This window comes from Actinomadura sp. 1N219 (assembly GCF_044326405.1).
Taxonomy (GTDB): Bacteria; Actinomycetota; Actinomycetes; order Streptosporangiales; family Streptosporangiaceae; genus Spirillospora.
Genome location: NZ_JBIRAY010000019.1, coordinates 60,023 through 85,675, shown reverse-complemented (window position 1 = coordinate 85,675; position 25,653 = coordinate 60,023). Strand labels below are relative to the sequence as shown.

The 25,653-nt window shown below is 70.9% G+C and carries 26 protein-coding genes; 7 read left to right on the top strand and 19 right to left on the bottom strand.

Annotation, left to right across the window (positions count from 1 at the left end):
• Positions 1-114: 114 nt before the first annotated feature.
• The gene (locus ACH35V_RS37820) at positions 115-891 is read left to right on the top strand and encodes an enoyl-CoA hydratase/isomerase family protein (protein ID WP_395979687.1); all 777 of its coding nucleotides are present in this window, start codon (positions 115-117) and stop codon (positions 889-891) included.
• A 13-nt stretch (positions 892-904) separates the two neighbouring features.
• Here ACH35V_RS37820 and ACH35V_RS37815 read toward each other — a convergent pair whose 3' ends face one another.
• The 6 genes from ACH35V_RS37815 to ACH35V_RS37790 all read right to left on the bottom strand — a co-directional run bounded on the left by ACH35V_RS37815 (position 905) and on the right by ACH35V_RS37790 (position 6,051).
• Positions 905-1,399, bottom strand: a complete 495-nt coding sequence (locus ACH35V_RS37815) for a YcxB family protein (RefSeq protein WP_395979686.1) — start codon at positions 1,397-1,399, stop codon at positions 905-907.
• A 94-nt stretch (positions 1,400-1,493) separates the two neighbouring features.
• Positions 1,494-2,447 (bottom strand): helix-turn-helix domain-containing protein, encoded by a 954-nt coding sequence (locus tag ACH35V_RS37810; protein ID WP_395979685.1) that lies wholly within the window; start codon positions 2,445-2,447, stop codon positions 1,494-1,496.
• A gap of 57 nt (positions 2,448-2,504) precedes the next feature.
• The gene (locus ACH35V_RS37805) at positions 2,505-3,239 is read right to left on the bottom strand and encodes an SDR family NAD(P)-dependent oxidoreductase (RefSeq protein ID WP_395979684.1); all 735 of its coding nucleotides are present in this window, start codon (positions 3,237-3,239) and stop codon (positions 2,505-2,507) included.
• Complete coding sequence (locus ACH35V_RS37800) at positions 3,236-4,252, bottom strand: 2,3-butanediol dehydrogenase (protein WP_395979683.1); 1,017 nt, start codon at positions 4,250-4,252, stop codon at positions 3,236-3,238. Before ACH35V_RS37800 ends, ACH35V_RS37805 begins: the two co-directional genes overlap by 4 nt.
• Positions 4,249-5,514, bottom strand: coding sequence for an MFS transporter (locus tag ACH35V_RS37795; RefSeq protein WP_395979682.1), 1,266 nt, complete (start codon positions 5,512-5,514; stop codon positions 4,249-4,251). The genes ACH35V_RS37800 and ACH35V_RS37795 overlap by 4 nt, the downstream gene beginning before the upstream one ends.
• A gap of 3 nt (positions 5,515-5,517) precedes the next feature.
• Positions 5,518-6,051 carry a 2,4'-dihydroxyacetophenone dioxygenase family protein gene (locus ACH35V_RS37790; protein WP_395979681.1) on the bottom strand — a complete coding sequence of 178 codons (534 nt, stop codon included), beginning with the start codon at positions 6,049-6,051 and terminating at the stop codon, positions 5,518-5,520.
• Positions 6,052-6,253: 202 nt separating this feature from the next.
• Here ACH35V_RS37790 and ACH35V_RS37785 point away from each other — a divergent pair, with 202 nt between their 5' ends.
• Positions 6,254-6,811 carry a TIGR03086 family metal-binding protein gene (locus tag ACH35V_RS37785; protein WP_395979680.1) on the top strand — a complete coding sequence of 186 codons (558 nt, stop codon included), beginning with the start codon at positions 6,254-6,256 and terminating at the stop codon, positions 6,809-6,811.
• Here ACH35V_RS37785 and ACH35V_RS37780 read toward each other — a convergent pair.
• From ACH35V_RS37780 to ACH35V_RS37755, 6 genes are all read right to left on the bottom strand, one after another.
• Positions 6,792-7,388, bottom strand: a complete 597-nt coding sequence (locus tag ACH35V_RS37780; protein WP_395979679.1) for a GNAT family N-acetyltransferase — start codon at positions 7,386-7,388, stop codon at positions 6,792-6,794. The genes ACH35V_RS37785 and ACH35V_RS37780 overlap by 20 nt on opposite strands.
• A 169-nt stretch (positions 7,389-7,557) precedes the next feature.
• Positions 7,558-8,055, bottom strand: coding sequence for an SRPBCC family protein (locus ACH35V_RS37775; protein WP_395979678.1), 498 nt, complete (start codon positions 8,053-8,055; stop codon positions 7,558-7,560).
• Positions 8,052-8,420: an ArsR/SmtB family transcription factor gene (locus ACH35V_RS37770; protein WP_395979677.1), complete on the bottom strand. Its 369-nt coding sequence runs from the start codon at positions 8,418-8,420 to the stop codon at positions 8,052-8,054. Before ACH35V_RS37770 ends, ACH35V_RS37775 begins: the two co-directional genes overlap by 4 nt.
• 66 nt (positions 8,421-8,486) lie before the next feature.
• On the bottom strand, positions 8,487-8,915 hold the full coding sequence (locus ACH35V_RS37765; protein ID WP_395979676.1) for a MerR family transcriptional regulator: 429 nt from the start codon (positions 8,913-8,915) through the stop codon (positions 8,487-8,489).
• Between the two features lie 41 nt (positions 8,916-8,956).
• A complete protein-coding gene (locus ACH35V_RS37760; protein WP_395979675.1) occupies positions 8,957-9,775 on the bottom strand; it encodes an endonuclease/exonuclease/phosphatase family protein in 819 nt (272 codons plus the stop codon).
• Between the two features lie 206 nt (positions 9,776-9,981).
• Positions 9,982-10,815, bottom strand: a complete 834-nt coding sequence (locus tag ACH35V_RS37755) for an NAD(P)-dependent oxidoreductase (protein ID WP_395979674.1) — start codon at positions 10,813-10,815, stop codon at positions 9,982-9,984.
• Positions 10,816-10,867: 52 nt separating this feature from the next.
• On the opposite strand from ACH35V_RS37755, the gene ACH35V_RS37750 reads away from it, so the two are divergent.
• Together ACH35V_RS37750 and ACH35V_RS37745 are read left to right on the top strand one after the other, a co-directional pair.
• Positions 10,868-11,227, top strand: coding sequence for a MerR family transcriptional regulator (locus ACH35V_RS37750; RefSeq protein ID WP_395979673.1), 360 nt, complete (start codon positions 10,868-10,870; stop codon positions 11,225-11,227).
• Positions 11,228-11,441: 214 nt separating this feature from the next.
• Positions 11,442-12,176 carry a hypothetical protein gene (locus tag ACH35V_RS37745; protein ID WP_395979672.1) on the top strand — a complete coding sequence of 245 codons (735 nt, stop codon included), beginning with the start codon at positions 11,442-11,444 and terminating at the stop codon, positions 12,174-12,176.
• A gap of 4 nt (positions 12,177-12,180) precedes the next feature.
• Here the strand turns inward: ACH35V_RS37745 and ACH35V_RS37740 are convergent, their stop codons facing one another.
• Positions 12,181-13,137 carry a DUF1152 domain-containing protein gene (locus tag ACH35V_RS37740; protein WP_395979671.1) on the bottom strand — a complete coding sequence of 319 codons (957 nt, stop codon included), beginning with the start codon at positions 13,135-13,137 and terminating at the stop codon, positions 12,181-12,183.
• A 106-nt stretch (positions 13,138-13,243) separates the two neighbouring features.
• On the bottom strand, positions 13,244-14,953 hold the full coding sequence (locus ACH35V_RS37735; protein ID WP_395979670.1) for an LLM class flavin-dependent oxidoreductase: 1,710 nt from the start codon (positions 14,951-14,953) through the stop codon (positions 13,244-13,246).
• Positions 14,954-15,117: 164 nt separating this feature from the next.
• Between ACH35V_RS37735 and ACH35V_RS37730 the strand changes: the two genes are divergently transcribed.
• A complete protein-coding gene (locus ACH35V_RS37730; protein ID WP_395979669.1) occupies positions 15,118-18,030 on the top strand; it encodes a helix-turn-helix transcriptional regulator in 2,913 nt (970 codons plus the stop codon).
• Positions 18,031-18,302: 272 nt separating this feature from the next.
• Here ACH35V_RS37730 and ACH35V_RS37725 read toward each other — a convergent pair whose 3' ends face one another.
• Complete coding sequence (locus ACH35V_RS37725) at positions 18,303-19,124, bottom strand: class I SAM-dependent methyltransferase (RefSeq protein ID WP_395979668.1); 822 nt, start codon at positions 19,122-19,124, stop codon at positions 18,303-18,305.
• Between the two features lie 178 nt (positions 19,125-19,302).
• Positions 19,303-21,267, bottom strand: a complete 1,965-nt coding sequence (locus ACH35V_RS37720; protein ID WP_395979667.1) for an acyl-CoA dehydrogenase family protein — start codon at positions 21,265-21,267, stop codon at positions 19,303-19,305.
• A 157-nt stretch (positions 21,268-21,424) separates the two neighbouring features.
• Here ACH35V_RS37720 and ACH35V_RS37715 point away from each other — a divergent pair, with 157 nt between their 5' ends.
• On the top strand, positions 21,425-22,183 hold the full coding sequence (locus ACH35V_RS37715) for an IclR family transcriptional regulator (protein ID WP_395979666.1): 759 nt from the start codon (positions 21,425-21,427) through the stop codon (positions 22,181-22,183).
• A gap of 55 nt (positions 22,184-22,238) precedes the next feature.
• Here ACH35V_RS37715 and ACH35V_RS37710 read toward each other — a convergent pair whose 3' ends face one another.
• From ACH35V_RS37710 to ACH35V_RS37700, 3 genes are read right to left on the bottom strand one after another with little or no spacing between them, the layout of a single operon-like run.
• The gene (locus ACH35V_RS37710; protein WP_395979665.1) at positions 22,239-23,303 is read right to left on the bottom strand and encodes an ABC transporter permease subunit; all 1,065 of its coding nucleotides are present in this window, start codon (positions 23,301-23,303) and stop codon (positions 22,239-22,241) included.
• Entirely contained in the window at positions 23,300-24,178 is an 879-nt protein-coding gene (locus tag ACH35V_RS37705; protein ID WP_395979664.1) for an ABC transporter ATP-binding protein, read from the bottom strand. The genes ACH35V_RS37710 and ACH35V_RS37705 overlap by 4 nt, the downstream gene beginning before the upstream one ends.
• The gene (locus ACH35V_RS37700) at positions 24,175-24,579 is read right to left on the bottom strand and encodes a GntR family transcriptional regulator (RefSeq protein ID WP_207934182.1); all 405 of its coding nucleotides are present in this window, start codon (positions 24,577-24,579) and stop codon (positions 24,175-24,177) included. Before ACH35V_RS37700 ends, ACH35V_RS37705 begins: the two co-directional genes overlap by 4 nt.
• A gap of 148 nt (positions 24,580-24,727) precedes the next feature.
• On the opposite strand from ACH35V_RS37700, the gene deoC reads away from it, so the two are divergent.
• The gene (gene deoC, locus ACH35V_RS37695) at positions 24,728-25,651 is read left to right on the top strand and encodes a deoxyribose-phosphate aldolase (RefSeq protein WP_395979721.1); all 924 of its coding nucleotides are present in this window, start codon (positions 24,728-24,730) and stop codon (positions 25,649-25,651) included.
• Positions 25,652-25,653: the final 2 nt, after the last annotated feature.

Genomic DNA, 25,653 nt, shown 5'->3' with positions numbered 1-25,653 from the left:
GAGCGCGGCATCGCTTCGCGATCGGGCCCTGGAGCGAGCCGAAGGCGAAGCTCCAGGGCCCGTTAACGCGCTCGCGGTGGCTGAGCTTGCCGCGTGGTGAGGAGTCGGCTAGGGATGTACGACACGATCTTGTACGAGGTCTCCGACCGGATCGCGCGCATCACGCTGAACAGGCCCGGCGCCCGCAACGCGCTCGACGACCAGATGATCGGCGAGCTGCTGGACGCCTTCGACCGGGCGAAGAACGACGACGACGTGCGGGTGATCGTCCTGACCGGCGCGGGGGACCGGGCGTTCTGCGCCGGAGCCGACCTGGGCGGCCTCGACCGCGACGGCCTGGACGTCGACGAGATCCGCGGCAGCGCGCCGTTCCGCCTGTTCACGGCGTTCCCCACGCTCGGCAAGCCGATCATCGCGCGGCTCGCCGGGCACGCCGTCGCGGGCGGCCTGGGCCTCGCCGCCGCCTGCGACCTGGTGATCGCGGCGGACGACGTCAAACTCGCCACCCCGGAGGTCAACGTCGGGCTCTGGCCCATGATGATCATGGCGATCATCAACCGGAACGTCGCGCCGAAGCACGCGTTCAAGCTGTACTACACCGGCTCCCGGATCACCGCCGCCGAGGGCCGCGAGATCGGCCTGGTCACCGAGGTCGTCCCCCGCGCGGACCTGGACGCCCGCGTGGACGAGCTGGCCGGAGTGATCGCGTCCAAGAGCCCGCTCGGCCTGCGCCGCGGCCGCGACGCGTTCTTCGCGATCGAGGGCCGTCCGCTGGACGACCAGGTCGCCTATCTGCTCTCAGAATTGGTCGAGCTGGCCGGAACCGAGGACGCGAAGGAAGGCATCACGGCTTTTCTGGAGAACCGTCCCCCGAACTTTCAAGGCCGCTGACCCCGGCCGCCTTTCAGCGGGTCTTGGCGGGCTCCCGGGCGGCGAGGAATCCGGCGATCCGCGCCTGCTGCCCGGCGTCGAACGCGCCCTTCGGCAGGAACGCCGCGGGCTGCCCGTTCAGGAAGAACAGCCAGAATTCCCCGGTGGTCACGACGCTGGAGAACATGGACCACCGCATCGTGGTCGTCGACTTGTCGGTTCGGCATTCGTACCCGTCGGCGGTCAGCCGCATCGTCGTGGGCACGCACAGGAACGCGAGCATTTTGCGCAACCGCAGCCGAAGCCACCAGGCCGAGCCGAGCGGGGCCGCGACCGTCGACACCAGCAGGGCCGCGCCCACCCACGCCTGTCCGACGGCGAAGCAGAAGATCGTGGCGCCGATCAGAAACACCACGACCACCGTGTAGGTGACCGCGAGCTGCCGCCTCAGACCATGAAAGAACGCGCGGGCCACCTCGTCGGGCGCGGGCTCATAACTGACCGTGATTCCACCGTCGCCGATATTCACTTCGCTCTGTCCACTTTTCGTCGTCGTCCAGCGCGGGGGATCATCATTCAGCGCTTCGCACGGACGCGCAACCCCGTGCGCGCAGGTCAACAGGTCAGTGGGCGGTGGCGCGGGTTTCGGTGGGGGTGCGGCCGAAGCGGGTGCGGAAATGGCGGGCGAAATGGGCCTGGCTGGAGAAGCCCCAGCGGTAGGCGATGTCGGCGATGGTCGTCCGCGCGGCGCCGGGGGCGGTGAGGTCGTCGTGGGCGCGCTGGAGGCGGCGTTCCAGGATGTGCCTGGACGGCGTCGTCCCCGCCGACTCGAAGATCCGTCCCAGATGCCGGACGGACACGCCCATCACCCCCGCGACCTGCCCGGGCGTGAGGCAGGCGTCGTGCAGGTGCCGGTCGATGTAGTCCTCGGCGACGATGAGCTGCGTCTGGTACGCGGCGGGCGCGGCGCGTCCGCCGGAACGCTCTGTGGCCAGCAGCCGGATCAGGTCGAGGACTGTCCCGCGAGCACTGACCGGCTCGGACGCGCCGGGATTCTCCAACACGGACCGCAGCGCCACGACGAGTTCGCCCTCGCGGGCCGTCCCGCGCCCGAACAGCATGGGCGCCTGGACGCCGCCCGCCATGCACTCCTCCACGAACCGGTCGCGCGGGATGTCGACCAGGAACTGCCGCATGGACGACGAGAACCCGAACAGGTAGGGACGGCGCGTGTCGTACACGACGAGGTCACCGGCGGTGGCGGCGAGGCAGCCGTTCTCGTGGAGGAAGACGGCGTCGCCCTTGACCAGCAGCGTCGCGAACACCGAGTCCTTCGGCGTCGACCTGGCCACCTGCGGGGTGCGCTCGATGGCGTGCGCGTTGCCGCTGATCTCGGCGAGCCGGACGTCCCCGAGCCGGAAGTTGGCCTGCCGGGCGAGCAGCCCCCGCTCGGAGTAGGAGGAGCAGGACAGCCCGACCAGCGCCCTGCGGTTGTAGTCCTCCCAGAACTCGATGCGCTCGCGCGGGTCGACGTCCTCCGTGCTGGCCTGGGAGATCATCTGTGCTGGTGCCGGCATGGTCGCTCCTCCCCGGGTCGGCGTGCCCTCCTGGTGGAGCCTATGTGGTGGAACGCGTCAAACCGCCAGATAGCCTCCATCCACCGGAAGGATCGCGCCGGTGACGTAGGACGCGGCGGGCGAGCACAGGAACGCCGCCGCGGACGCGATCTCCCGCGGCCGCCCGTACCGTCCGGCCGGGATCCGCGCCAGCACGGCCTCCGCGGCGGGCGGGTCGTCCAGCAGCCCGCGGGCCAGCGGCGTGACGACGAACCCGGGCGCGACCGCGTTCACCCGGACGCCGTCGGCGGCGTACTCGGCCGCCAGCGACCGGGTGAGCTGAGAGATCCCGCCCTTGCTCGCGCTGTAGGCGGGCCGGTCCCGGCTGCCGGAGTAGGCGAACATCGACGAGACGTTCACGATCGACCCGTCGGCGCGGGCGAGGCCGGGGCGGGCGGCCTGGCAGGCCACCATCGTCGCGGTCAGGTTGATCTCCAGGACGCGGCGCCAGCGTTCGAGGTCGTACTCGTCGCGGTCGTGGCTGACGCCCGCGCAGTTCACCAGGGCGTCCAGCGGCCCGGCGTCCGCGATCAGCCCGGTGAGGCCGCCGCCGTCCAGCACGTCGTGCTCCACCACGCGGACGCCGGGATGGTCCGGCAGCTCGCCCGCGTCGGCCGGGCGCAGCCCGAGCGCGACGACCTCGGCGCCGAGCTCGGCGAACAGCACGGCGGTCGCGGCCCCGATCCCGGACGTCCCGCCGGTCACGAACGCGCGCCGCCCCGCGAACAGGCCCGCCGCGAACCCCTCGGTCATGGCCGCACCAGCACCTTGATCTCCTCCATGGTGTTCATCAGCGTCTCGAACCCGCCGCGGACGACGTCGTTCAGCGGGACGACCGAGGTGACGATGGAGGTGAAGTCCATGCCCTCCTCGGCGGCGAGCCGGATCAGCTCGGGATGGCAGTCCCGGTACCCGACCGACCCGATGATCGAGTGCTCGTTCTTGACCAGGCCGAACGCGTCCACGGCGAGGATGCCGCCGAGGCCGAGCAGCACGACCCGGCCCCCGCGGCGGGTCGCGTCCAGGCAGTCGTGCACCGTCCGCTCGGCGCCGACCGCCTCGAACGCCACGTCGGCGGTTCCGGGCGGCAGCTCCCCGGCGTCCGCGGTCTCGGCCGCGCCGAGACGGCTCGCCAGCGCGCGGCGGGTCGGCGACGGGTCGCACGCGATCACCTTTCCCGCCCCGTACCGGACGGCGAGCTGCACCACGAGGAGCCCGATCGGCCCGAGCCCGACGACCGCGGCCGTCTCCCCGTCCCGCAGCCCCGACCGGCGGATGCCGTGCAGCGCGACCGCCGCGGGCTCGAACACGGCCGCCTGCTTCAGCGAGATGCCGTCCGGCAGCCGGTGCAGCATGTAGGACGGCAGGACGGCCCGCTCGGCGAGCCCGCCGTCGCCCATCAGCCCGGCGAACCCGAAATGGCGGCACAGGTTGTACTCGCCCGCCAGGCAGCGGGCGCAGTCGCCGCAGCGGTAGTGCGGCTCGACCGCGACCCGGTCGCCCGGACGGAACCCCGTCACGTCCGGGCCGACCTCGGCGACCGTCCCGCTGAACTCGTGCCCGAGCGTCAGCGGCGCGGCCCGTCCCGACTCCGGATGCGGTTCCCCGACCGGGATCCCGTGCGGCCCGTCGGCGTATTCGTGCAGGTCGCTGCCGCAGATCCCGCAGTAGGCGACCGTGATCGCGACCTCTCCGCGTCCCGGGGCGCCCGGCGCGATGTCCTCGACCCTGACGTCCCGCGCTCCGTACCAGACCGCTGCCCTCATATGGAGGCTCCTCTCCGCCGCAGGACGGCGGGGGCCGTCTCGCGGAGCCCGAACGATAGCGCCACGACCATCGCCGCGCCCCCGGCCGCGATGAACATGGCCGCCTGCAGCCCCCAGACGTCGGACGCGCGGCCCGCGACGAGCGGCCCGAGGAACCCGCCGGCCAGCTCGCCCACGCCCATGATCACGCCGAGCGCGGTGGCGAGCGCGGCGTGCGGCACCGTCTCGGCCGGGATCGTCGCCATGAACAGCGTGAAGCAGCCGAGGCCCGTGTAGGTGAGGATCATCAGCGTGCCGAGCAGCACCGGGCTGTCCACGTACACGACGGCGATCGGGCAGAACACGGCGAGGACGGTGAAGCCCGTCAGCGCCTTCCGCCGCCCGATCCGGTCGGAGATCCCCGGCGTCGCGAACCCCCACAGCACCCACGCGACGCCCAGGCACGTCATGACGGCGCTCATCGTCCCGGAACCCCAGTCCTTCTCGTCCGTGAGGTACTTCGGCGTGAACGTGATCAGCGTGACGAACCACGTCAGGTAGCAGGGCGCGATCAGCATGCAGATCACGACGTTGCGCAGGCGCAGCACGTCCTTCACCGGGACCTTCGGCGCCTTCGCCGCCGCCGCCGCCTCGGCCTCGGCCTCGGCTTTGCGCGGCGGGCGTTCGAGGACGAACTTCGCGATCAGCCCCGCGATGATCAGCCCGGGGACGATGGTGACGAAGAACGCCGTCCGCCAGCCGAAGTTGTCCGCGAGCCACACCACGACGACCGGCGCGACGATGCCGCCGAGCAGGCCGGCCGACGACCCCTGCAGCAGCCCCATGTTCAGCCCGCGTCGCGACTCGCGGGACGCCTCCACCATCAGCGACTGCGACATCGGCAGCACCGCGCCCTCCGCCGTGCCCATCAGCGCGCGCGCCGCGAGCAGGCCGACGAACCCGGTCATCAGCCCGGACGCCGACGAGAACAGCGAGAACAGCAGCACGGCGGCGATGAGGATGGGCTTGCGCCGTCCCAGCCGGTCCGACAGGCTCCCGGCGAACATCCCGGCCAGCGCCCACGTCAGCGCGAGCACGCCGGACAGGACGCCGAGCTGCGAGTTCGACAGGCCGAAATCGTCGTCCATGTAGGGGGCGAGGAACGCCAGGGCTTGCCGGTCGAAGAACACGAAGCCGAAGGCCAGGAACAGGATGACCAGCAGCCGGTTCTCGTACCGGTCGGGGGTGACGGCGGGAGCGGCCCGCTTGAGCAGGGTCGTCATGGCTTAGCGGAACAGTGCGTTGACGTAGTCCGCGCCCAGCCCCACTTTGTCGTAGTGCTTGCGGCACATGTCGATGTAGTCGTGGACGTCGAAGAACCCCTCGGGCTCACCGTTCTCGTCCAGCCAGACAAGCGGACCCTTCACGATGAACAGCGTCTTCATCGGCTCGTCGCTCTCGTAGGCGACGAGCGTGTGGCCCTCGCCCGGCGCCTCGTAGATGAAGTCGCCCGCGGTGGCCGTCCAGGGACGTTCCAGGTAGCCCCACTTGCCGGAGATCGTGTAGGCGAACACCTCGTGCGGGTGGTAGTGCCGGTTGACGAGCCCGGCCTCCTTGGACCGCAGGATGTCGGACCACGTGTTGTCCTTCACGTTGATCCACAGCGGCCGGGATCCGACCGTCTCGGTGAACGGCACGTAGTACCGGTCGTCGTCGGTGGCGACCTTCGACAGGTACACCTCCGGCAGCGCGTCCGGCTTCTGCGAGTTCTCGATCGGCTTGAGGTCCTTCCAGAACTCCGAACCGGGGGTTTCGGGCATGTGAACGCTCCTCTCACGACGTGTTGCCGTGAGTGAACCCCCTGCTCACCGCCCCCGTCTTTCCCGTGCCGGACGCCGCCCTTTGCAGATCCCAGACATTCGGCGCCCCGCCGCCTTGACCGATGAGTTCCGGGGGCCTGAGATGTCCGTATCTTCAAGGCCGCGTCGCGGCCCGCCATGGCTCCCGAGAGAAGAGGGTTCGATGATCGACCTGAGGCCCCCCTGCCACCGCATGATCGAGATCCTGACGGGCGTGGACGACGCCCACCTGTCCCGCGCCACGCCCTGCGCCGACTACAGCGTCGGCGACCTGATCGATCACGTCGACGTGGTCGCGGACGGGTTCACCGCGCTGGCCCTGAGGAAGACCAGCGAGACCGCCGACCGCGAGCCGAGCGCGGCGAACCTCGGGTCCGGCTGGCGGAACGTCCTCGTCGAGCATCTGTGGGCGCTCGGCGAGGCCTGGGACGATCCGGCCGCGTGGGAGGGCGGCACCGACGCCGGCGGCGGCCTGGAACTGGCGAACGACGTGTGGGGCAAGATCGCGCTGACCGAGATCGTGGTGCACGGCTGGGACCTCGCCAAGGCCACCGGCCAGCCCGTCGACATGCCCGAGGACACGGTGCGGCACTGCCTCGATCACGTGGCGGTGTTCGTCCCGAACGCCCCCGTCCCGGCCCTGTGGGGCCCCGCCGTCGAGGTCCCCGCCGACGCCCCGCTGATCGACCGGGTGGTGGCCATCACCGGCCGGACCCCGTAGCGATCCGGTAGTGGTAGGCGCTGATCTCGTCGAATCCTGAGCGTGCGTAAAGCCGGAGGGCCGGGCCGTTGCCGCGCTCGACCTGAAGGTACATGCGGTCGGCTTTCTGGGATTCGGCCCAGCCTGCCAATGCGGCCAGGACGGTTCGGGCGGCGCCCTTTCCGCGTGCCTCGGGAATGGTGGCCATGTTGAACACACCCGTCCAGCCGGAGTCGGCGACCGCCCGGCCGACCGCGGCGACATCGTCCCCGACCATCGCGCGGACGTAGACGGACGGCCCTTTCACCCGCGCGAGCATGTTCCGCTCGGAACGGAGGTCGCCGCCGTGCACGGCGTGCCAGGCGTCGAACCACGAGTCGGTCGGGTGATCGTCCAACCGGACCCGCGGCGAATGCGGCGTTCGCTCCAGGACGCGCTCGGCGGTCGCCGCCTGCAATGAGGTGGGGCTTCTGCGCTGGTAGCCGCGCTCTTCGAGGATGGGGTCGAGCGCGTCCGGGCACGCACCCGGAGTGATCTGGAACCGTGCTTCCGCGCCATGCCCGGTGTAGAAATCCTCGGCCTGGACGACCTTGCGCACCAATTCGTCCGGTGCGGCTTCGCCGTGTGGAAGGACGGTTCCCATCCACCAGGAGCAGTTGGGGGCATGGCGCAGCCTCCATCCGTCAATGTCTTGGACATGCTCCGCCGGGAAAGCTCGGGCCGCCCTCTCCTGGAGACCCCGCACCATTTCTTGTTCGCTCACGGAATCACCCGGTGGTGAGGTTTCTGTAGTACTCCACTTGCGCGGGGTAGTAGTCGTCGAAGTCTGGTGCGGGCGTTCCTTCCCTGGAGGTGGAAAGGCGGTCGAGGTAGTACTCCCAGCCCGGACCGGTCGTGGTCACGTCCGTGCCGGGGTCCAGATGGTGCAGGAAGGTCAGCGTCGTCACGCCGTCGGCTTCGGCGAGGCGCGCCTCCAGGTGCCAGCGCCCGTACTCGTCGACGGTCTCGACCTCGAGCCGCCGGGGCGGCTCGCAGGCGATGATCGTCATGTCGCTCTCGGGCTGGCCGTCCTCGTGCACCAGCGTGAGCCGGACTGTCGCGCCTGGCCTGCCGTCGCCGCTCCAGTGCGCGAACCATCGGGCCGTCCGCTCCGGCTCGGTGATGCTCGCCCAGACGTCGTCGATCGTGGCTTTGTACTGGCGTGTCAGTTGCAGGTCCGTGCCGGTCGCCGTGGCGAGCAGCCTGCCGGTGGGTGTCGGTTTCATCCCGTGCTCCTCGTGGGTGGTTCCTCGCCGGTCGTCCGGAGTTCCGCCGGGCGTTCGCGGCGCGTGCGGTGGACTTCCGTGCCCAGGGCGTCCAGGCGCTGGTTCCACGCCTGCCTGCGGACGGTGGCCAGCCACCGGTCGATCTCCCGCAGCGCGCCGTGGTCGGCCCGGTAGTACCGCTCGCGTCCCACGGTCTCGGCCGCGACCAGCCCCGCCTCGCGCAGGACGCGCAGGTGGCGGCTCACCGCCGGACGGCTGATGTCCGGGAACGCGGCGGCCAGCGCCCCGGCCGTCAGGGGGCCGCCGCCGAGCAGCACCACGATGCGGCGGCGCACGGGGTCGGCCAGGGCTGCGAAGACGTCCACCCCAGATGTGTAACCTATATGTTACGCGTTTGTCCAGCGGGGTACCGGGCGCGGCGCGCCCCGGATTCAGTGCTGATGGACCTCTTCGAGGGACGCTCCCGCAAGGCGGGCCGCGACTCCGGCGGTGAAGTGAGGGCAGTCGAGAATGTTCTCGTGGGGGCAGGACAGGCCGTGGGCGACGGCGGTCCGCGCCGCTTGGGCCTGGGCGATCCGCTCGTCCAGCTCGATGAGCTTGCGCCGGAGGATCTCCTGGCGGCCGCCACCTGGCGGCGGTGAGGGGTTGAGGAGCGCCTTGAGGTCGCGCAGCGTGAACCCGGCGTCCCGCATCAGGAGGATCGCGCCGACCTGCCCGGCCGCCGACGGCGGATAGCGCCGCTGGCCCGAGACGCGGACCGGCGGCGTGAGCAGGCCGAGGTCTTCCCAGTACCGCAGCGCGGAGGCGGCGACGCCGGTGCGTTTCGCCAGCTCGCCGATCGTCAACAGGTCGTCCGGCATCGTGGCTCCGAGCGTACTCGCCCCCGTCGCCGCCGCCCGGCCTACGGACAGGCCAGTTCGGCGAGAACGGCCGCGTGGTCGGAGGGCCACACGCCGTCCACGGGCCGGTCCCCGGCACGGCGCACGGACCGGACATGCCCGAGCCCGCCCGGCCCCGGCAGCCCGACGTGGACGTAGTCGATGCGCCCCGGTGGTTCGAGGGTCAGCGCCGCGTAGGGGTTGGCCGGGTCCCAGGTGACGGCGGGCGCGGCCGGGTCGGCGTACTCCCAGGCGTCGATCAGGACCTGGCCGGGGACGGCGGGCGCCGTCCGGTACCCGCCGAACAGGCGCATTTCGTCCGAGTCGGGATGGGCGTTGTAGTCGCCGGTGACCACAGGCGGGAACGGGCCGCGGCCGCGGCGGGACGCGACGAACTCTGCCAGGGCAGTCACCTGCGCGCGGCGGACGGCGGATTCGTGCGGCGCGGAATTGAGATGCGTGGTGAAGAACGGCACCGGGTGGACGGGGGCGTCCACCAGGGCGAACAAGGCCCGATGGCCGTCGTCGCGGCCGTCCCCGTTGGGCAGCCGCAGGACGTCCTTTTCGATGATCGGCCATCGGCTGAGGACGGCGTCCCCGACATCGGCCGTCGAGCCGTCGAGCCGGTCATGCCAGCGGCCGGGCCGGTCGGAGGCCGCCCACGTCCAGTGCATGCCGAGCCGATCGGCGAGCCATCCGGCCAGGTTCTCGTCGCCCTCGGCCCAGACCTCCTGCAGCCCGACGATGTCGGGGCCGAGTTCCGCGAGGGTCGCCGCGATCGCCCGCCTGCGCGCCTCCCACGGACCGAACCGCCACCACACATTCCACGTCAAGACCCGCACGCCAGCCCCGATCCATTCACGTCACCCGCCGAAAGGCACTTTACGCATACCGTGACGACCCGGGCGGCCTGCTCCAGCCGCAACGCCTCCCGGGTGACCGCCGGCCGGATCCGCCCGTCGGAGTCCCGAGACCTCTGGGCCGAATCCGGCGACGGCCTGCAGACCTGGCAAGCCGAAATCGACAAACTCCGAAAGGCCCTAAACCCCTAGAGCACAGCGAGACGGGTGAACCCCGCCTCCCCGTGCCCGGCGTCGATCGCTCGCTGCACGACGGCCCGCGCGGAGCTGAGCACACCGTTGTCGAGGCCGTTGGCTCGAATGGTGTGCAGGACGTGGTCCATACTCGCCCCGGCGGACGCCATCGTGGACGCGTCGCCCGGATACCGGTCGGCGATCAGGTGCTCGGCGACCACGTCGATCAATTCTGGAAGCAGCCCGGTCGCCACTTTCACATATCCGGCGATGTCGGCAGGGGCGATGTTCTCCGCGGCGGCGAGCTGGAAAGAATGCACGATGCCGATCAGCGACGTCCAGAAGGCGTCGAGCATGGCCGCGTCGAACCCCGCGGCCCGCCCCGGGTCCTCTCCGACGTGGGTCGCGTTCTCGCCCAGCGCGGCGAGCGTGGGCCGATGCGCCTGGTAGACGTCCTCCGGCCCGCTGAACAGCAGGGTCGCGTCCGGGCCGCCGATGTCCGCGGGCGCGCCCATGATCAGACCGTCCAGGTAGCCGATGCCGTGCCCGGCGGCCCAGGCGGCGAGCTCGCGGGCCTGCTGCGGTGAGCCGCCTGTGAGGTTCACCAGCGTGCGCCCCTTCAGGGCGTCGGCGTCGAGGAGGGACCGCACGGCCTGATAATCCAAGACGCACACGACGACGAGCGGACTGGCGGCGATCGCCTCAACGGCGGTCTCGGCGACGGTGGCGCCGAGGCCGTTTCCCTTGCCGGGCGTGCGGTTCCACACGGTGGTCGGATGGTGGACGGCGAAGGCGGCGGCCAGCGCACGCCCCATGGGGCCGAGCCCCAGAACGGTCACGGGTGTCATGCCGGTTAAGCTAAACCTTCACGTTGATGTCAGAGTCAACTCGGGAGGCGGAATGCGGATCGGGGAACTCGCGCGGCGGACGGGCGTCAGCGAACGCTCGCTGCGGTACTACGAGGAGCAAGGGCTGTTGCGTCCGGAACGGCGGCCGAGCGGCTACCGCATATACGGCGACGCGGACGTGGCGGCGGTGCGGCGGATCAGGATCCTGCTCGCGGCCGGCCTGAGCACGACGCAGATCTCCCAGGTCCTGCCATGCATCGTGGACGACGACGGCCTGCTGATCCCCAGCTGCCCCGAACTGGTCGACGAACTGGTGAAACACCGAGATCGCATCGGCGCGGCCATCGACGAGCTCGCAGCCACCCAAGCCAACCTGGAAACCCTCATCGCCAACCAACCGCGAGCAGTCTGAGGACCCGAAGTGGAGGCTTTGCGGGGGACGAGGCGCCGGCGGATGACGGCCCCGATCCGGGCGGGTGGGGGCTTGGGATCGTCGAGTGCCTGTCCGAGGAGCGCGGGGTGCGGACGGAGTTCGAGGGGAAGAGCGGCTGGGCGGTGGTGAAGGCAAAGCGTCGGTAGCCAAGCGCGGGGTGTGCTTTGGGCGCGGCGGCGGGAAGGTCTGCCTTGTGGAGGAGTGGTTCTCGCGGGAGATCGCGGACACCGGGCGGCTGCGGTTGTCCTGCTTCCTCGCGGCGTTCATCGTCGGGTTCCTGTTCATCCGGTTCAGCGTCCGGATGATCCGCAAGCAGGTGCGGTGGTGGCCGGGGAACGTCTCGCCGGGCGGGCAGCACATCCATCACGTCGTGTTCGGGCTGGTCTTCATGTGCGTCGGCGGTGTGGGCGGGCTGTCCGTCGAGGACGCGTCGTCCGGGTGGGCGGGGGTCACCGCGGCGGTGTTCGGGGTCGGGACGGCGCTGGTGCTGGACGAGTTCGCGCTCGTCCTGCATTTGAAGGACGTCTACTGGAGCGAGCAGGGCCGCCTGTCGGTCGAGGTCGTGTTCATCACCATCGCGTTGTGCGGATTGCTGCTGCTGGGGCTGCGGCCTGTGGGCATGGACGACCTTGCCGGGGACGGGATGTGGACGATCGCGTTCATCCTCGTCTTCGATTTGTGCCTGGCCTTCATCGCGCTTCTGAAGGGCAAGGTCTGGACCGGGATCTTCGGGTTGTTCATCGGGGTGGTGGCGTTCGTCGGGGCCGTCCGGCTGGCTCGTCCTGACTCTTTGTGGGCTCAGCGCCGGTACGCGGAGGGCTCGCGGAAGGAGCGGCGCGCGAAGGCGCGTGAGCGACGGTATCGGCGGCCCGTCCAGCGGTTCGGGGATTGGCTGAGCGACCTCGTAGCCGGACGTCCGTCGGGCTAGCGTGTCAATGGGGGTATTGGCGGGGTGTGCGTCGTCGGACCTCGTCGCGGAATTCCTCGATGATGGAGCTGATCTGGCGGATGACGCGCGTGTTCTCCAGGCGGTCGAGGTAGAGGTTGCGGCGGGCCAGGCCGTCGAGGTCGACGGCGAAGTACATCGCCATGAGCGGGTTGATGAACAGTTCGCTGTTGCTGGTCCGGTCGGTGAAGCGGACGTCGCCGAACAGGCCCCGCAGGGCGGCCGAGATGGAACCGTTCACGATGCTCGGACGGGCGGGGGTGGAGGCTTGGGCGTATTCGACCGCGTCCAGGTAGAGGGAAGCTTCGCGGCTGTCGCGGGGAATCGAGAACGCGCCCAGGTATGAGCCGTCCTCGGCCAGGGCGGCGAGATTTTCCAGGACGTGGACGTGATTCACGCCGTGATAAGCGTCCACTCCGAAACCGAGAGAGACGACGATTTTCTCAGCGACGTCCAAGCCGTGGACGGCGGCGAGGCTGGCCATGTCCTCCTGGGGCGTGCCGAGGCCGGATTCGTCGCCGCGCATGAAGATGTCCGTGCCGCCGTCCACGAGGACAATGGCGTCCAGGTTCAGGTGGCCGACGAGGTGGCGGTAGGCGTCGCGGAGCGGCTGGACGCCCAGTTTCGGAAAGGCGTAGACCGTCGACGGAAGGCCGTGGCGGTCGAGCCAGCAGGCAAGGGTCGCTTCAGGGAAATAGTCGGCGCGGGACAAGGTCTCGGGGGTCACGGCGGCGACGTCCGCTTCCAGCCACGTGTCGGACGGCAGGCCGTAGAGGGCGCTGAACGACAGGTTGGCCAGGTGGACGTCCTTGCCCTCGTTCATCAGCGCCAGGGCGAGGGGCAGGCCCGCGTACACGTCGAATCCGCCGCCGGCGCCGGCCACCAGGATTCGCTGGGCCTTCTTCAGGCGGGTGAACAGCGGGGGCTCCTGGAGGGAGAACATCCCGTGACCGTAGATCTTTTCTGGAAGGACCGCGAACTATTACAGGGGGTGTGGACGTCTGACTGTGTGGTGGCCGTGGACATCGGGGGACCACGGCCACCCCAGATCAGTAGGGCGAAGGACCGCCGAACATCTCGCTCAGGCGCGGCGCCAGATAGTGGTCGCCGCGCAGTTCGAGGCGGCCGTCCATGAGGAGTGACGCCGGGTTGGCGTCGCCCGCGAGGATTCGCAGGAAATCGGCCGTCGCCACCGTGAGGGTGAGCGCCGGGTCCTGTGCCGGGCCCGATCGGGCGCGGGCGCGGGACTTTTCGATTTGCAGCGTCCACACGGTCCGGCCTTCGGCGCGGGTGAGGCGGAACTCCAGTTCGCCGGTGAATCCGGCCGACGCGGACGGGTCGAAGGCGCGGGCCATCCCGGCGAAGAACACGCGTTGCGCGCCGGGGCCGAAGCGCTTTTCGATCTGCGTGTCGGAGCGTCCGTGGACGAGTTTGTAGAAGCCCCGCTGGAACCGCCGCCGCGCCGCCGTGCGGAGGTCCGGGCGGAGAGTCCGCCGGGACGGGCGATGCACGCGGGCGACTTCCGCGTCCTCGTCGATGCGGTAGCCGGGCGGCAGTTTCCGCGCCGGTTCGCGGCGGGCGAGAGCCGCTTCGATGGCGGGCGCGAGGCGTTCCGCCTTGGCCGCTTCGCGTTCGTCGCGTCCTTCGGCGAAGCGCGGCAGCACCGATTTCCCGAACAGTTCGAGGGATTCGCAGATGTGCTCGTGCTTGTTCGGCCCCGCCTGCAGAACGAAGGAGATCTGGTCGACGCCGACCGACTCGTACCGCCGGATCAGTTCGGCGACCTGGTCCGGTGTGCCGACGGCGCCGCGAAGCGACCCGACATTGACGTTGAGGCTCTCCGCATTGGCGATGATCTCCTCGCGGGAGAAGCCGCGGGAATCGCGCCGTTCCAGGAACTCGTCCCAGACACTGGTACGTCCGGGGTCGTGCGGGGTCGTCCCGTAATAGTGCGCTAGCGCGAAGGCGAAGAAGTGCGCACCGTCGATGCCCCGGTCGATGGCCGTGGCCTCGTCCTCATGAAGCATCATCGGCAGGACCACCGACACGTTCGGGTTCACCGCGAAGCCCGCCGGGACGCATTCTTCGGACGCGATGATGCGGTAGTAGTCGTCCACCCATTGGCCGGCGTCCTCCGGCTCGACGAACGAGAACGACAGCGCGCCGATGCCGTTCCGCGCCGCGAACTGGATCGTCTCCCGGCGCGAGCACGCCACCCACAGCGGCGGATGCGGCTTCTGCACCGGCTTCGGCAGGACGTTCCGCGGCGGCATCCTGATGTCGGCGGAGTTCCATCCGGCGAACGGTTCCTCGACGAACATCCGGGTGATGGCGTCGATCGCGTCCTGCCATTGGGCGCGCTTGTCGGCGCGGCGGACGCCGAACCCGCCGAGTTCCGCGCTCGAACTCGACTCGCCCGTCCCGAAATCCACCCGCCCGTTGGAGACGAGATCGAGCGTCGCGACGCGTTCGGCGATGCGGGCCGGGTGATTGACGGCGGGCGGCAATTGGACGATCCCGTGCCCGAGCCGGATCCGCTTGGTCCGCTGCGACGCGGCGGCGAGGAACACTTCCGGCGCCGACGAGTGCGAATACTCCTCCAGGAAGTGGTGCTCGACCTCCCACACGTAGTCGAAGCCGACCCGGTCGGCGATCTCCACCTGGTCCAGCGCGTCCTGATAGAGCCTCAGCTCCTGCCCGTCCTCCCACGGCCGCGGCAACTGGTGCTCGTAGAACAATGAGAACCGAATCGCGATCACCTCCCGGTCGGACCAGCCTCACGCGGATTGGACGCGGCGTCAACAAGGCGGTCGGGTGCGAGAACAAGGCGGTCGGGTGCGTAAACAAGGCGGTCGGGTGCGAGGCGCGTCTCACGGAGCGATATTCAGGTGGGAATGTCCGATCCGTTTGGCATGCTTGGGGCGTGAGCCCACGTGCGATGAGTCCCGTCCTGATCGGCAGGTCGGCCGAGCTGGCGGAGCTGCGGACCGCCCTCGCCGGCGCGCCGGGGGCCGTGCTCGTCGGCGGGGACGCGGGGCTCGGCAAGACCCGGCTGATCCGCGAGTTCACCACCACCGTCGACGGGGAGCGGGCCAGGGTGCTCGCCGGGGGCTGCCTGGAGCTCGGCTCCGACGGGCTGCCGTTCGCGCCGTTCACGACCGTGCTGCGGGGCCTCGTCCGCGACATCGGCATCGGCGGCGTCGCCGGGCTCGTGCCGCGCGGCGACACCGGCGGCCTCGCCCGGCTGCTGCCGGAGTTCGGGGAGCCCGAGACCGACGCCGCGTCGGGCGAGGAGCGCGCGCGGCTGTTCGAGGTCATGCTGACGCTGCTGGAGCGGCTGGCGGAGCGCGGCCCGGTCGTGCTGGTGATCGAGGACGCGCACTGGGCCGACCGGTCCACCCGCGACCTGATGGCGTTCCTGATCCGCAACCTCGGCACGTCGCCGGTGCTGATCGTCATGACGTACCGGTCGGACGAGCTGCACCGCACCCATCCGCTGCGTCCGCTGCTGGCCGGGCTGGAACGGGTCGAACGCGTCCGGCGGATGGAGCTCGCGCCGCTGTCCAGGGCCGACGTCGCCGACCTCGTCACCGAGCTGCTGGACGACAGGCAGCTCCTGCCGGCCGGGCTCGTCGACCGGATCGCGGCGCGGAGCGAGGGCAATCCGCTGTTCATCGAGGCCCTGCTCGACGACGACGGGACGCTCGCGTGCGAGCTGCCCGAATCCCTGCGTGACCTGCTGCTCGCGGGCGTCCAGCGGCTTCCCGAGGAGACGCAGGAAGTGCTGCGCGACGCCAGCGGCGGCGGCACCCGCATCGAGCACGCGCTGCTCGCGGCCGTGACCGGGCTTGAGGACGCGGCATTGACCCGTGTACTCCGCCCTGCTGTGGCAGCGAACATCCTGGTCGTGGACGGCGACGGCTACGCGTTCCGGCACGCTCTGATTCGCGAGGCCGTCCACGACGATTTGCTGCCCGGCGAGTACACGCGGCTGCACAAGCGCTACGCCGAAGCCCTGGAAGACGACGCCGGGCTCGTTCCGGCCGGTCGGCTTTGGGTCGAGCTGAGCTACCACTGGAACGCAGCACACGACAGTACGTGGGCGCTGGTCGCGTCCTGGCGCGCCGCCGCCGAGGCCCGCAAAGCGCTCGCCTACGCCGAGTGCCTGGCCATGCTATCGCGCGTCCTGGAACTGTGGGACCAGGTCCCGGACGCCGAGGAACGCATCGACGCGAACCACATCAAGGTGCTGCAGGACGCCGCGACCGCCGCCGACAAGGCCGGGGAGTACGAACGCGGCATCAAGCTCGTCACCGCCGCGCTCCGCGAGGCCGAGGCCGCGGTCGAGGACGGCGCCCCGGACGACCCGTCGCTGCTGGCGACACTGCTGGAGCTGCGCGGCAGGATGCGCTACCAGATGGCGCGTCCGGGCTTCGTCGAGGACATGCGCGCCGCCATCGACGCGCTGCCCGCCGACCCGCCGAGCGCGCTGCGGGCGCGGGCGCTGGCGACGCTGGGGAACTACATCCGCGTCACCAGCGACATCGGCGAGGCCCGCAGGGCGGCGGCCGAGTCGCTGGCCATCGCGCGCCGCCTGGACGACCCCGTCACCGAGGCCGAGGCCCTGATCAGCCGGTTCTGCGCCGACATCGACTACGACAACCACGCCGCGCTCGCCGAGGTCGAGGAGGCCGTGGAGCGCAGCGGCCACCACCAGGTGCTGCTCCGCTACCACGTGATCAAGTCGCACTTCCTGGAGGGCGGCGGGCGGCACGAGCGGGCCGCCGCCATCGCCGGACGCGGCAAGGAACTCGCCCGCGAGTACGGCGTCGCCCGCACGCAGGGCACGTTCATGTCCATCAACCAGGCCGAGCCGCTGGTGTCGCTCGGCCGGTGGGACGAGGCCATGGCCGTCCTGCACCACGCCATGGATCAGGACCCCGCAGTCACCACCCGCACGTCGCTGCTCGTCCTGTCCGGGTGGGTGGCGCTGGCGCGCGGCGACCTGGCGACGGCGTCGAAGCAGCTCGTCATGTCCCGCGAGATCATGAACCTCAAGATGAAGTGGCTCAAGGCGCAGGACTACTTCTCCACGCTCTGGCTCGAGGCGCAGCTCGCGCTCGCCGAGGGGCGTCCGGAGGCCGCGCTGGACGCCGTCCGCCCCATCCTCGATCTCGGCGACCTGCCCGACGACGCCCGCTACTCCCTGCCCGCGCTGGTCGTCGGCGCGTCGGTCTGCGCTGAGCTGGGCGACAGCGCCGCCGCCGACTTGCGGCGCATCGAGGAACGCGCCGCCCGGCTCCACGTCAGCGGCCCGCTCCAGCACGCGCACCGCCTCACGTTCGACGCCGAGCACGCGCGCGCCCGCGGCGTCCTCGACCTCGGGGCCTGGGACGACGCCGCGGCCGCGTGGGACGCGCTCCGCAGCCCGTACTACCGGGCGAGCGCCCTGTTCCGCGCGGCGGAGGCGGCGGTGGCGGGGGGCGACCACGACGGCGCGGCCGAACGGCTGCGCGTCGCCGCCGAACTGGCGGACCGCCTCGGCGCCGCGCCGCTCGGCGAGCACATCGCCGACCTGCAGCGCCGCACCCGGACCCGCCGTCCCGACGACTCCGCGCCGCTCGGCCTGACGCCCCGCGAGTTCGAGGTCCTGCGCCTGGTCGCGGAGGGCCGCAGCAACCGCGACATCGCGGCGGCGCTGTTCATCTCGGCGAAGACGGCCAGCGTCCACGTCTCCAACATCCTCGGGAAGCTGGACGTGACGAGCCGCGGCGAGGCCGCCGCCACCGCGCACCGCCTGTCGCTGTTCACAGGGAACGGGCGGGTACGCGCCTGATCCGGCGGCGGGGATCTCCCCTCCCATGATCCCCGCCTCCGGACCGTCGGACCACACGGGAACTTCGTGGCCGGCCGGCGCGATCGCGGCACGCGGAAGCGGGCGGTGCTTCTCCGCCCGGAGAGGCGGGCCCGGGACCGTTCCGGCCACCGCCCAGTCTCGTGGCCGGGCCGCCCCGCCGCGCCGAAAGACATACCGCTTGACCGGACGGAAAAAGGCGACGGGAACGGACCGCTTTTCGTGATCCGTTCCCGTCGCCGAAAAGCTCCTCGTCAGCGGGGCACGCGCGCGACGCAGAACACCGTCTGGCCGAACGGCGGCCGGACGAACCGCTCGATGGTGCGCGTGACCGGCACGACCGTCCGGTCGTAGATCTTGACGAGCTTCGGGTCGGGGTAGCCCGCGCCGCCGCGCCGGACCGCGAACCACCACGCGATCCCGCCGAGGAAGTTGATCGGCTTGAGCACCTCCGGCACGAGCCCCGCCGCGCGGACGGCCTCCTCCAGCGTCGACGGCGTGTACCGGGTGACGTGCCCGACCTTCCGGTCGAAGTCCCCGTACAGCTGCATGTAGCCGGGCACCCAGATCACGATGCGGCCGCCGGGCTGGGTGACGGCGGCGAGGTCGCGCAGCGCCTGCGCGTCGTCCTTGATGTGCTCCAGGACGTTCATCATCACGACCGTGTCGACCTTCTGCCGGATCTCGATCTCGGCGGGCAGGGCCAGGTCGATGACCTCGACGTCGTCGCTGCCGTCGTAGCGCTTGCGCAGCTCCCCGACGCAGTACGGGTCGTTGTCGCTGACGACGAGGTAGTCGAGCCGCCCGGCGAACTGCTCGGAGAAGTGCCCGAGGCCGGACCCGACCTCCAGCATCGACCGTCCGACGTGCGGCGCGACGGTGTCGAACTCGTACTTGCGGTAGTTGCGGGCCTCGTCCCCGCCCAGGTGGTTCTCCAGCGACCCCTCCCCGGCGGCCGGCTGGACGACGTCGCCGTCCGGCGCGGGCCCCTGCGCGGGCCCCGCCTTCTTCGGACGGCTCCCGACGAGGTTCAGGAGGGTTGCTGCGATGGACTTCTTCTGACCAGGTGACTGCATACTTCCCGCTCGCTGGGTGCGTTGGCGTTCGGCTCTCGTTCGCCGGACCGAATGACCCGATCCGCTAAGGACGGTTCGATCTCCGGCGCGAAGGTCGCGCCACAGTCTACCCCCGCGTAGATCCCTCCTCCGGACGGCACGCGAGCCGCGCGGCGCGCGAGCCGCGCCCGGGCCTGGGCTAGGGGATGGTGCGGTGGACGTCGTCCTTTTGGCTTGGGCCTGGGTCGGAGGGGGCGATCCAGGGGCCGGGGATGGACGGGTCCAGGACGCCCTCCTCCACCCAGGCGAAGTCGCCCGCCAGGACGGCGCGGGCCAGTTTCACGTCCGTCGCGTCGGTGTTGCGCCATAGGCCGTCGAACAGTTCCTCGACGCGGACGCGTGACTGGCGGCAGAAGGCGTCCGCCAGCCGGACGGCCGACATCCCAGGGCCCGTGCCGTCAGAAATGCCGGTGCCGTCAGAAAGGAAGGGGCCCTCGGCGGACGAGTCGGCCTGGGCGCGGACGCATACCGCGCTCATCGCGTACAGTTCGGCGCCGATGTCGACCATCCGGGCCAGGAAGCCCTGGCGGTGTTCGAGGCCGCCCTGCCAGCGTCCGGCCGCGTAGAAGATCGACCTGGCGAGCTTGCGGGACGCGCGCTCGACGTAGCGGAGGTGCCTGGCCAGCGGCCCGAACTCGCCGTAGGACGACGGGCGGTGCCCGGCGCCGGTGACCAGCGTCGGGAGCCAGCGGGCGTAGAAGCCGCCGGCCTTGGCCGCCGCCCGCGCCTTCTGGCCGGTGGACGCGTCCGGGTCGATGATGTCGCCGGCGACCGACAGGTGCGCGTCCACGGCCTCCCGCGCGATCAGCAGGTGCATGATCTCGGTGGAGCCCTCGAAGATCCGGTTGATGCGCAGGTCGCGGAGCAGCTGCTCGGCGGGCACGCCCCGCTCGCCGCGCGCCGCGAGGGATTCGGCGGTCTCGTAGCCGCGGCCGCCGCGCAGCTGGATCAGCTCGTCGGCGGCGCGGCAGGCCATCTCCGACGTCCACAGCTTCGCGAGCGCCGCCTCGATCCGGATGTCGTTGCGCTCGTCGTCCGCGAGCTGGCCGGACAGGTCCAGCATCGCCTCCATCGCGTACGCGGTCGCCGCGATGAACGCGATCTTCCTGGACACGGCCTCGTGCTCGCCGACCGGACGGCCCCACTGCACCCGCTCCCGGGACCACTCGCGCGCGATCTTGGCGGCCCACTTGCCGCTCGCCGCGCAGATCGCGGGGAGGGAGAGGCGCCCGGTGTTGAGGGTGGTCAGGGCGATCTTGAGGCCCGCGCCCTCCGAGCCGATCAGGTTCGCCTTCGGGACGCGGACGTCGTGGAAGCGCGTGACGCCGTTCTCGATCCCGCGCAGCCCCATGAACGCGTTGCGGTTCTCCACGGTGATGCCCGGCGCGGCCATGTCGACGATGAACGCGGAGATGCCGCCGCGATGTCCTTCCGACTTCGGGACGCGGGCCATGACGACGACCAGGTCGGCGATGACGCCGTTGGTCGTCCACAGCTTGACGCCGTTGAGGACGTAGTCGTCCCCGTCGGGGGCGGCGGTGGCGCGCAGCCGGGCCGGGTCGGAGCCGACGTCGGGCTCGGTGAGCAGGAACGCGCTGACCTGCCGGGCGCAGCGGGGGAGCCACTCGTCCTTCTGCTCGCGCGTCCCGAACAGCTTGACCGGCTGCGGGACGCCGATGGACTGGTGCGCCGACAGCAGCGCGGCGAGGGCGGGGTTGACGGACCCGACGATCATCAACGCGCGGCCGTAGTAGAGCTGGCTGAGGCCGAGCCCGCCGTGCTTCTCCGGGATCTTCATGCCGAGCGCGCCGAGGTCCCGCAGGCCCGCGACGACGTCGTCCGGGATGCGCGACTCCCGCTCGATCGCCGCCGGGTCGATTTTGGTGGCGCAGAACTCGGTCAGCGCGGCCAGGAAATCCTCGCCCTTGCGCCGTGCCTCCGTGTCCGGGCGGGGATGCGGATGGACGAGGTCGAGCCGGAAGTCGCCGAGGAAGAGCTGCTTGCCGAAGCTCGGCAGCCGCCATTCGGCCTCGCGCGCCTCTTCGGCGACCTTCCGGGCCGTCCGCTCGTCGACGTGCCCGCGGCTCCGCTGCGTCTGGCTCATGCGTGCTCCCTGCCGCCGAGTGGTCCTTACATGAGCACGGCCTTTCCCGTGGCGGGATCGGGAAACACTGCCCCGCCGGACAGCAGAAGTGATCCAATGGGCTGGACTGTCACCGAAGCCCTTGACCGGACCAGGGCTGAAGGGTTCGCTGTGCGTGATGAGTGAGACACGCAAACCGACACTCATAGCCTCGGTGCAGCGTGCCCTGCATCTGATGGAGGCTGTGGCGTCGCATCCGAGCGGAGCGCCCGCCAAGCTGCTGGCCCGAGAGGCCGGGCTCCCGCTCGCGACCACCTACCACCTGCTGCGCACGCTCGCGCACGAGGGCTACGCGACCCGGCTGTCGGACGGCGCCTGGGTGCTCGGCGACCGCGTCGAGGCCCTGCACGGGCGGAGCCGGACGCAGCGGCTGCTCGCCCACGTCCGCCCGTCCCTGATGGCGCTGCGGGACGAGCTCGGCGCCGCCGCCTACTTCAGCATGAACGTGGACGACGAGATCCAGCTCATCGACGTCGCCGACGGCCCGCGCGCCCCGCGCGTGGACCTGTGGGTCGGGTTCGAGGACGCCGCGCACGCCACCGCCCTCGGCAAGTGCGTGCTGAGCCAGTTCGACGACGCCCGCCGCCGCGACTACCTGTCCCGGCATCCGCTCGTCGACCTGACCCCGCACACCATCACCGAGCCCGGACGGCTGATCCGCTCGCTCGACTCGCCCGGCGGGCTGCTGTTCGACCGCGAGGAGTACGCCCTCGGCACCGGCTGCGCCGCCGTCCCGGTCACGGACGCGTCCGGGGCCGTTCTCGGCGCCCTGGCCATCTCCTGCCGTCCCGGCAGGCTCGGCAGGATCGAGATGCTGGCGCACCGGATGCGCGCGAGCGCCGACCGCCTCCAGCGCGCCCTGACGCTCTCGGCCTGACCCCCGTCCCGCCGGCGGGACCGTCCCTTTCGGCGGGACGGGGGCCGGGCGGCGGCTAGAAGTTGCGGCGGCGCGTCCAGTAGAAGCAGAAGCCCGTCAGCCCCAGGGCGAGGACGGTGAACAGCCCGGTCTCGGCCCACTGCAGCCGCCAGAAGTGATCGGCAGGATGGTAGACGACCTCCTGCCGGAACCCCTGCTCCTTGATGTAGTCGAAGCATGCCTGGGGCGGGCCCTTGGGAGCTTCGCCGGTCGGCTCCGGGGGCGGCGGATTGCACGGGTCCCCGGCGCCCTTGGGGATCTCGATCTCGCCGACCTTGTTCCCGGACGCGTCGACCGTGTCGTTCGTGATCGTCCAGGCTCCTCGTTCCGGGTCCACGTCCACCTGCAGGCGCGCCTCCCCGGAGCTGTGGTCCAGCATGAAGTCCCCGTGGTTGTCCGCCGTGATCTCGATGGTCTTGTGCACGGGCGACACCAGGTGGGGCCGGACGAACACCGGCATCAGGATCTGGACGGCGGCGAACACGACCAGAGTGATCGTCATGGCGGGGAGGGTCCGGCGGACGAGGACGCCGGCCGTGACGCCGAGCGCGAACGCGAACGCCGCGTACCCGAGCGGGGCGATGCCGCGCGCCGCGAAGACGATCGGCGAGACGCGCGCGATGCCGTTGATCGTGGTGTCGTTGAGCGCCGTCTCGTCGATCGGGTCGGTCCACCAGTCCACGGCGACCACCGCGACGGCCGCGGCGACCACGGCGGCCAGGCCGACCAGCCCGAATTTGGCGGCGAGCCAGCGGGTCCGGGTGATGCTCTGGTTCCAGACGAGCCGGTGCGTGCCGTGCTCCAGCTCGCGGGTGATGAGCGGCGCGCCCCAGAAGACCCCGATGATGCCCGGGAGGAACACGACGACTGCGAGCAGCCCGCCGAAGTAGTACTGGTGGTCGATGAAGAAGGACCTGTAGAACTGCGAGCAGTTGTCCGGCGTTCCGCAGGACGCGACTCCGCTGGAGTACTCGTCCGCCAGGCCGGGGCCGGTGATCAGCAGGGCGGCGGCGAGGACGGCGAGCCCGCCGAACACGATCGCGCCCTGCACGCGGAACTGCCGTAGCGTCAGCCAGATCATCGGACGGCCTCCAGGGCGGGACGCGCCTCCTGGGCGCTCATGTAGGCGAGGACGAGGTCTTCCAGCCCGATCTGCCCGACGGTCCACGCGGGGTCGTGGATCGGGGCGTCCGTCCGGACGATGAGGGTGCTCTGCCGGTCGGTGTGGCTCTCGGACACGACGTGCTGGTCCGCGGGCAGGCTGGACGAGTCGCGGCGCGGCCCCGTCAGCCGGTGGTGGGTGGCGAGCAGGTGGTCGACGTCTCCGGCCACCCGCACCCGGGAGTCCACGAGGACGATCAGGTAGTCGCACGTCCGTTCCAGGTCGGACACCAGGTGGGACGACAGGACGACGCTGAGCGAGTGCTCCACGGCGGCCTCCATGAGGCCCTGGAGGAACTCGCGGCGGGCGAGCGGGTCGAGCGCGGCGACGGGCTCGTCCAGGATCAGCAGCTCGGGGCGCTTCGCGATGCCGAGCGTCAGGGCGAGCTGGGCGCGCTGCCCGCCGGACAGCTTCCCGGCCTTGTGCGCGGGGTCGAGGCGGAGGCGCGAGATGCGCTCGCGGGCGAGGGCGTCGTCCCAGGTGGCGTTCAGCCGCGCGCCGAGTTTGAGGTGGTCGGCGACGCTCAATCCGGCGTAGGTGGGGGTGTCCTGGGCGACGTACCCGACCTTGGCGAGCTGCGCGGGACCCTCGGCCGGGCGGCCCCCGAGCACCCGGATGCTGCCCGCGGTCGGCCGGATCTGCCCGACGGCCAGGTTCAGCAGCGTCGTCTTCCCGGCCCCGTTCGGCCCGACGAGGCCGACGACCCGCCCGGCCGGGATGTCGAGCGTGCAGTCGGACAGCGCCCACCGTTGCCCGTACTTCTTGCCCAGGCCCTGGGCCTCAAGCGCGGTCATGCTATGTCCTCCTGACGGGCGGACCGAAAGGTCGTCATGAACAGCGCCTCGATGCTCTCGTCGTCCATCCCGGCGAGCCGGGCCTTGGCGAGCCAGCGCTCCAGGTCCTTGCGGAGCGGGCCGTGGGCGGCGAGCGACTCGCCCGCCAGCGTGCGCGTCACGAACGTCCCGAGGCCGGGGCGCGGCGCGACGAGCCCCTCGCGCTCCAGCTCCCGGTACGCCTTGAGCACGGTGTTCGGGTTGATCGCGAGCTGCGCGACCACGTCCTTGACGGTGGGGAGCTGCTCGCCCTCCTGGAGCAGGTCGAGCCGCAGCGCGTGCTTCACCTGCTGGACGAGCTGCATGTACGGCGATACCCCCGAGCCGGAGTCCAGATGGAACTCGATCACCGCAACCTCCATTGAACTATCATGTTAGTACTTTAGCTGTATGGCACTGGCGGCTGTCAACGGACAGCGCTGTCAACGAACAGGGCTGTCAACGAACATCCGCTTTGTGCACGGGACGTCGTTCGGCGATGCTGGGAGCGTGTCAACGGAGACCGCGTCGATGACGACGCTGAACGGCGCCGCTGAACTGCGCGCATTCCTGCATGGCCTGCCGGGCGTCGACCAGGTGGGGGCCGAGGAGCGGGCCGCGCGGCTGGCGACCCGGTCGATCAAGACGACGGCGAAGGCCGAGGCCATCGACCTGGCGATCTCGATGGTGGACCTGACCACGCTGGAGGGCGCGGACACGCCGGGGAAGGTGCGGGCGCTGTGCGCGAAGGCGGCCCGTCCCGATCCGTCCGACGCGTCGGTGCCGCGGGTGGCGGCCGTGTGCGTGTACTCGGACCTGGTGGACGTCGCCGTCCGGTCCCTTGAGGGGACGGGGATCGGGGTGGCGAGCGTCGCGACGTCGTTCCCGTCCGGGCGGGCGCCGCTGGAGGCCAAGCTGGCCGACACCCGGGCGGCGGTCGCGGCGGGCGCGGCCGAGATCGACATGGTGATCGACCGGGGCGCCTTCCTCGCCGGGGACGTCGGGAAGGTGTTCGACGAGATCACGGCGGTCAAGCAGGCATGCGGGACGGCGCATCTGAAGGTGATCCTGGAGACGGGCGAGCTGGCCACGCTCGACAACGTCCGGCGGGCGTCGTGGCTGGCGATGCGGGCCGGGGCCGACTTCATCAAGACCTCGACGGGCAAGGTGTCCCCGGCGGCGACGCTGCCGGTCACGCTGGTGATGCTGGAGGCCGTCCGCGACTACCGGGCCCGGACGGGACGCCAGGTCGGCGTCAAACCGGCGGGCGGCATCCGCACCACCAAGGACGCGATCCGCTACCTCGTGCTGGTCAACGAGACCGCCGGGCCGGACTGGCTGACGCCGGAATGGTTCCGCCTCGGCGCGTCGAGCCTGGTCAACGACCTGCTCATGCAGCGCCGCAAGCTCGCCACCGGCGTGTATTCCGGTCCCGACTACTTCACGCTGGACTGATC

Coding starts and splice junctions, on each gene's coding strand:
- deoC (WP_395979721.1), top strand. CDS start 24,728: ATGACGACGCTGAACGGCGCCGCTGAACTGCGCGCATTCCTGCATGGC.
- ACH35V_RS37790 (WP_395979681.1), bottom strand. CDS start 6,051: ATGCCCGAAACCCCCGGTTCGGAGTTCTGGAAGGACCTCAAGCCGATC.
- ACH35V_RS37715 (WP_395979666.1), top strand. CDS start 21,425: ATGAGTGAGACACGCAAACCGACACTCATAGCCTCGGTGCAGCGTGCC.
- ACH35V_RS37805 (WP_395979684.1), bottom strand. CDS start 3,239: ATGACCGAGGGGTTCGCGGCGGGCCTGTTCGCGGGGCGGCGCGCGTTC.
- ACH35V_RS37800 (WP_395979683.1), bottom strand. CDS start 4,252: ATGAGGGCAGCGGTCTGGTACGGAGCGCGGGACGTCAGGGTCGAGGAC.
- ACH35V_RS37785 (WP_395979680.1), top strand. CDS start 6,254: ATGATCGACCTGAGGCCCCCCTGCCACCGCATGATCGAGATCCTGACG.
- ACH35V_RS37740 (WP_395979671.1), bottom strand. CDS start 13,137: ATGTTCTCCCTCCAGGAGCCCCCGCTGTTCACCCGCCTGAAGAAGGCC.
- ACH35V_RS37710 (WP_395979665.1), bottom strand. CDS start 23,303: ATGATCTGGCTGACGCTACGGCAGTTCCGCGTGCAGGGCGCGATCGTG.
- ACH35V_RS37755 (WP_395979674.1), bottom strand. CDS start 10,815: ATGACACCCGTGACCGTTCTGGGGCTCGGCCCCATGGGGCGTGCGCTG.
- ACH35V_RS37725 (WP_395979668.1), bottom strand. CDS start 19,124: ATGCAGTCACCTGGTCAGAAGAAGTCCATCGCAGCAACCCTCCTGAAC.
- ACH35V_RS37795 (WP_395979682.1), bottom strand. CDS start 5,514: ATGACGACCCTGCTCAAGCGGGCCGCTCCCGCCGTCACCCCCGACCGG.
- ACH35V_RS37750 (WP_395979673.1), top strand. CDS start 10,868: ATGCGGATCGGGGAACTCGCGCGGCGGACGGGCGTCAGCGAACGCTCG.
- ACH35V_RS37810 (WP_395979685.1), bottom strand. CDS start 2,447: ATGCCGGCACCAGCACAGATGATCTCCCAGGCCAGCACGGAGGACGTC.
- ACH35V_RS37705 (WP_395979664.1), bottom strand. CDS start 24,178: ATGACCGCGCTTGAGGCCCAGGGCCTGGGCAAGAAGTACGGGCAACGG.
- ACH35V_RS37775 (WP_395979678.1), bottom strand. CDS start 8,055: ATGAAACCGACACCCACCGGCAGGCTGCTCGCCACGGCGACCGGCACG.
- ACH35V_RS37700 (WP_207934182.1), bottom strand. CDS start 24,579: ATGGAGGTTGCGGTGATCGAGTTCCATCTGGACTCCGGCTCGGGGGTA.
- ACH35V_RS37820 (WP_395979687.1), top strand. CDS start 115: ATGTACGACACGATCTTGTACGAGGTCTCCGACCGGATCGCGCGCATC.
- ACH35V_RS37765 (WP_395979676.1), bottom strand. CDS start 8,915: ATGCCGGACGACCTGTTGACGATCGGCGAGCTGGCGAAACGCACCGGC.
- ACH35V_RS37720 (WP_395979667.1), bottom strand. CDS start 21,267: ATGAGCCAGACGCAGCGGAGCCGCGGGCACGTCGACGAGCGGACGGCC.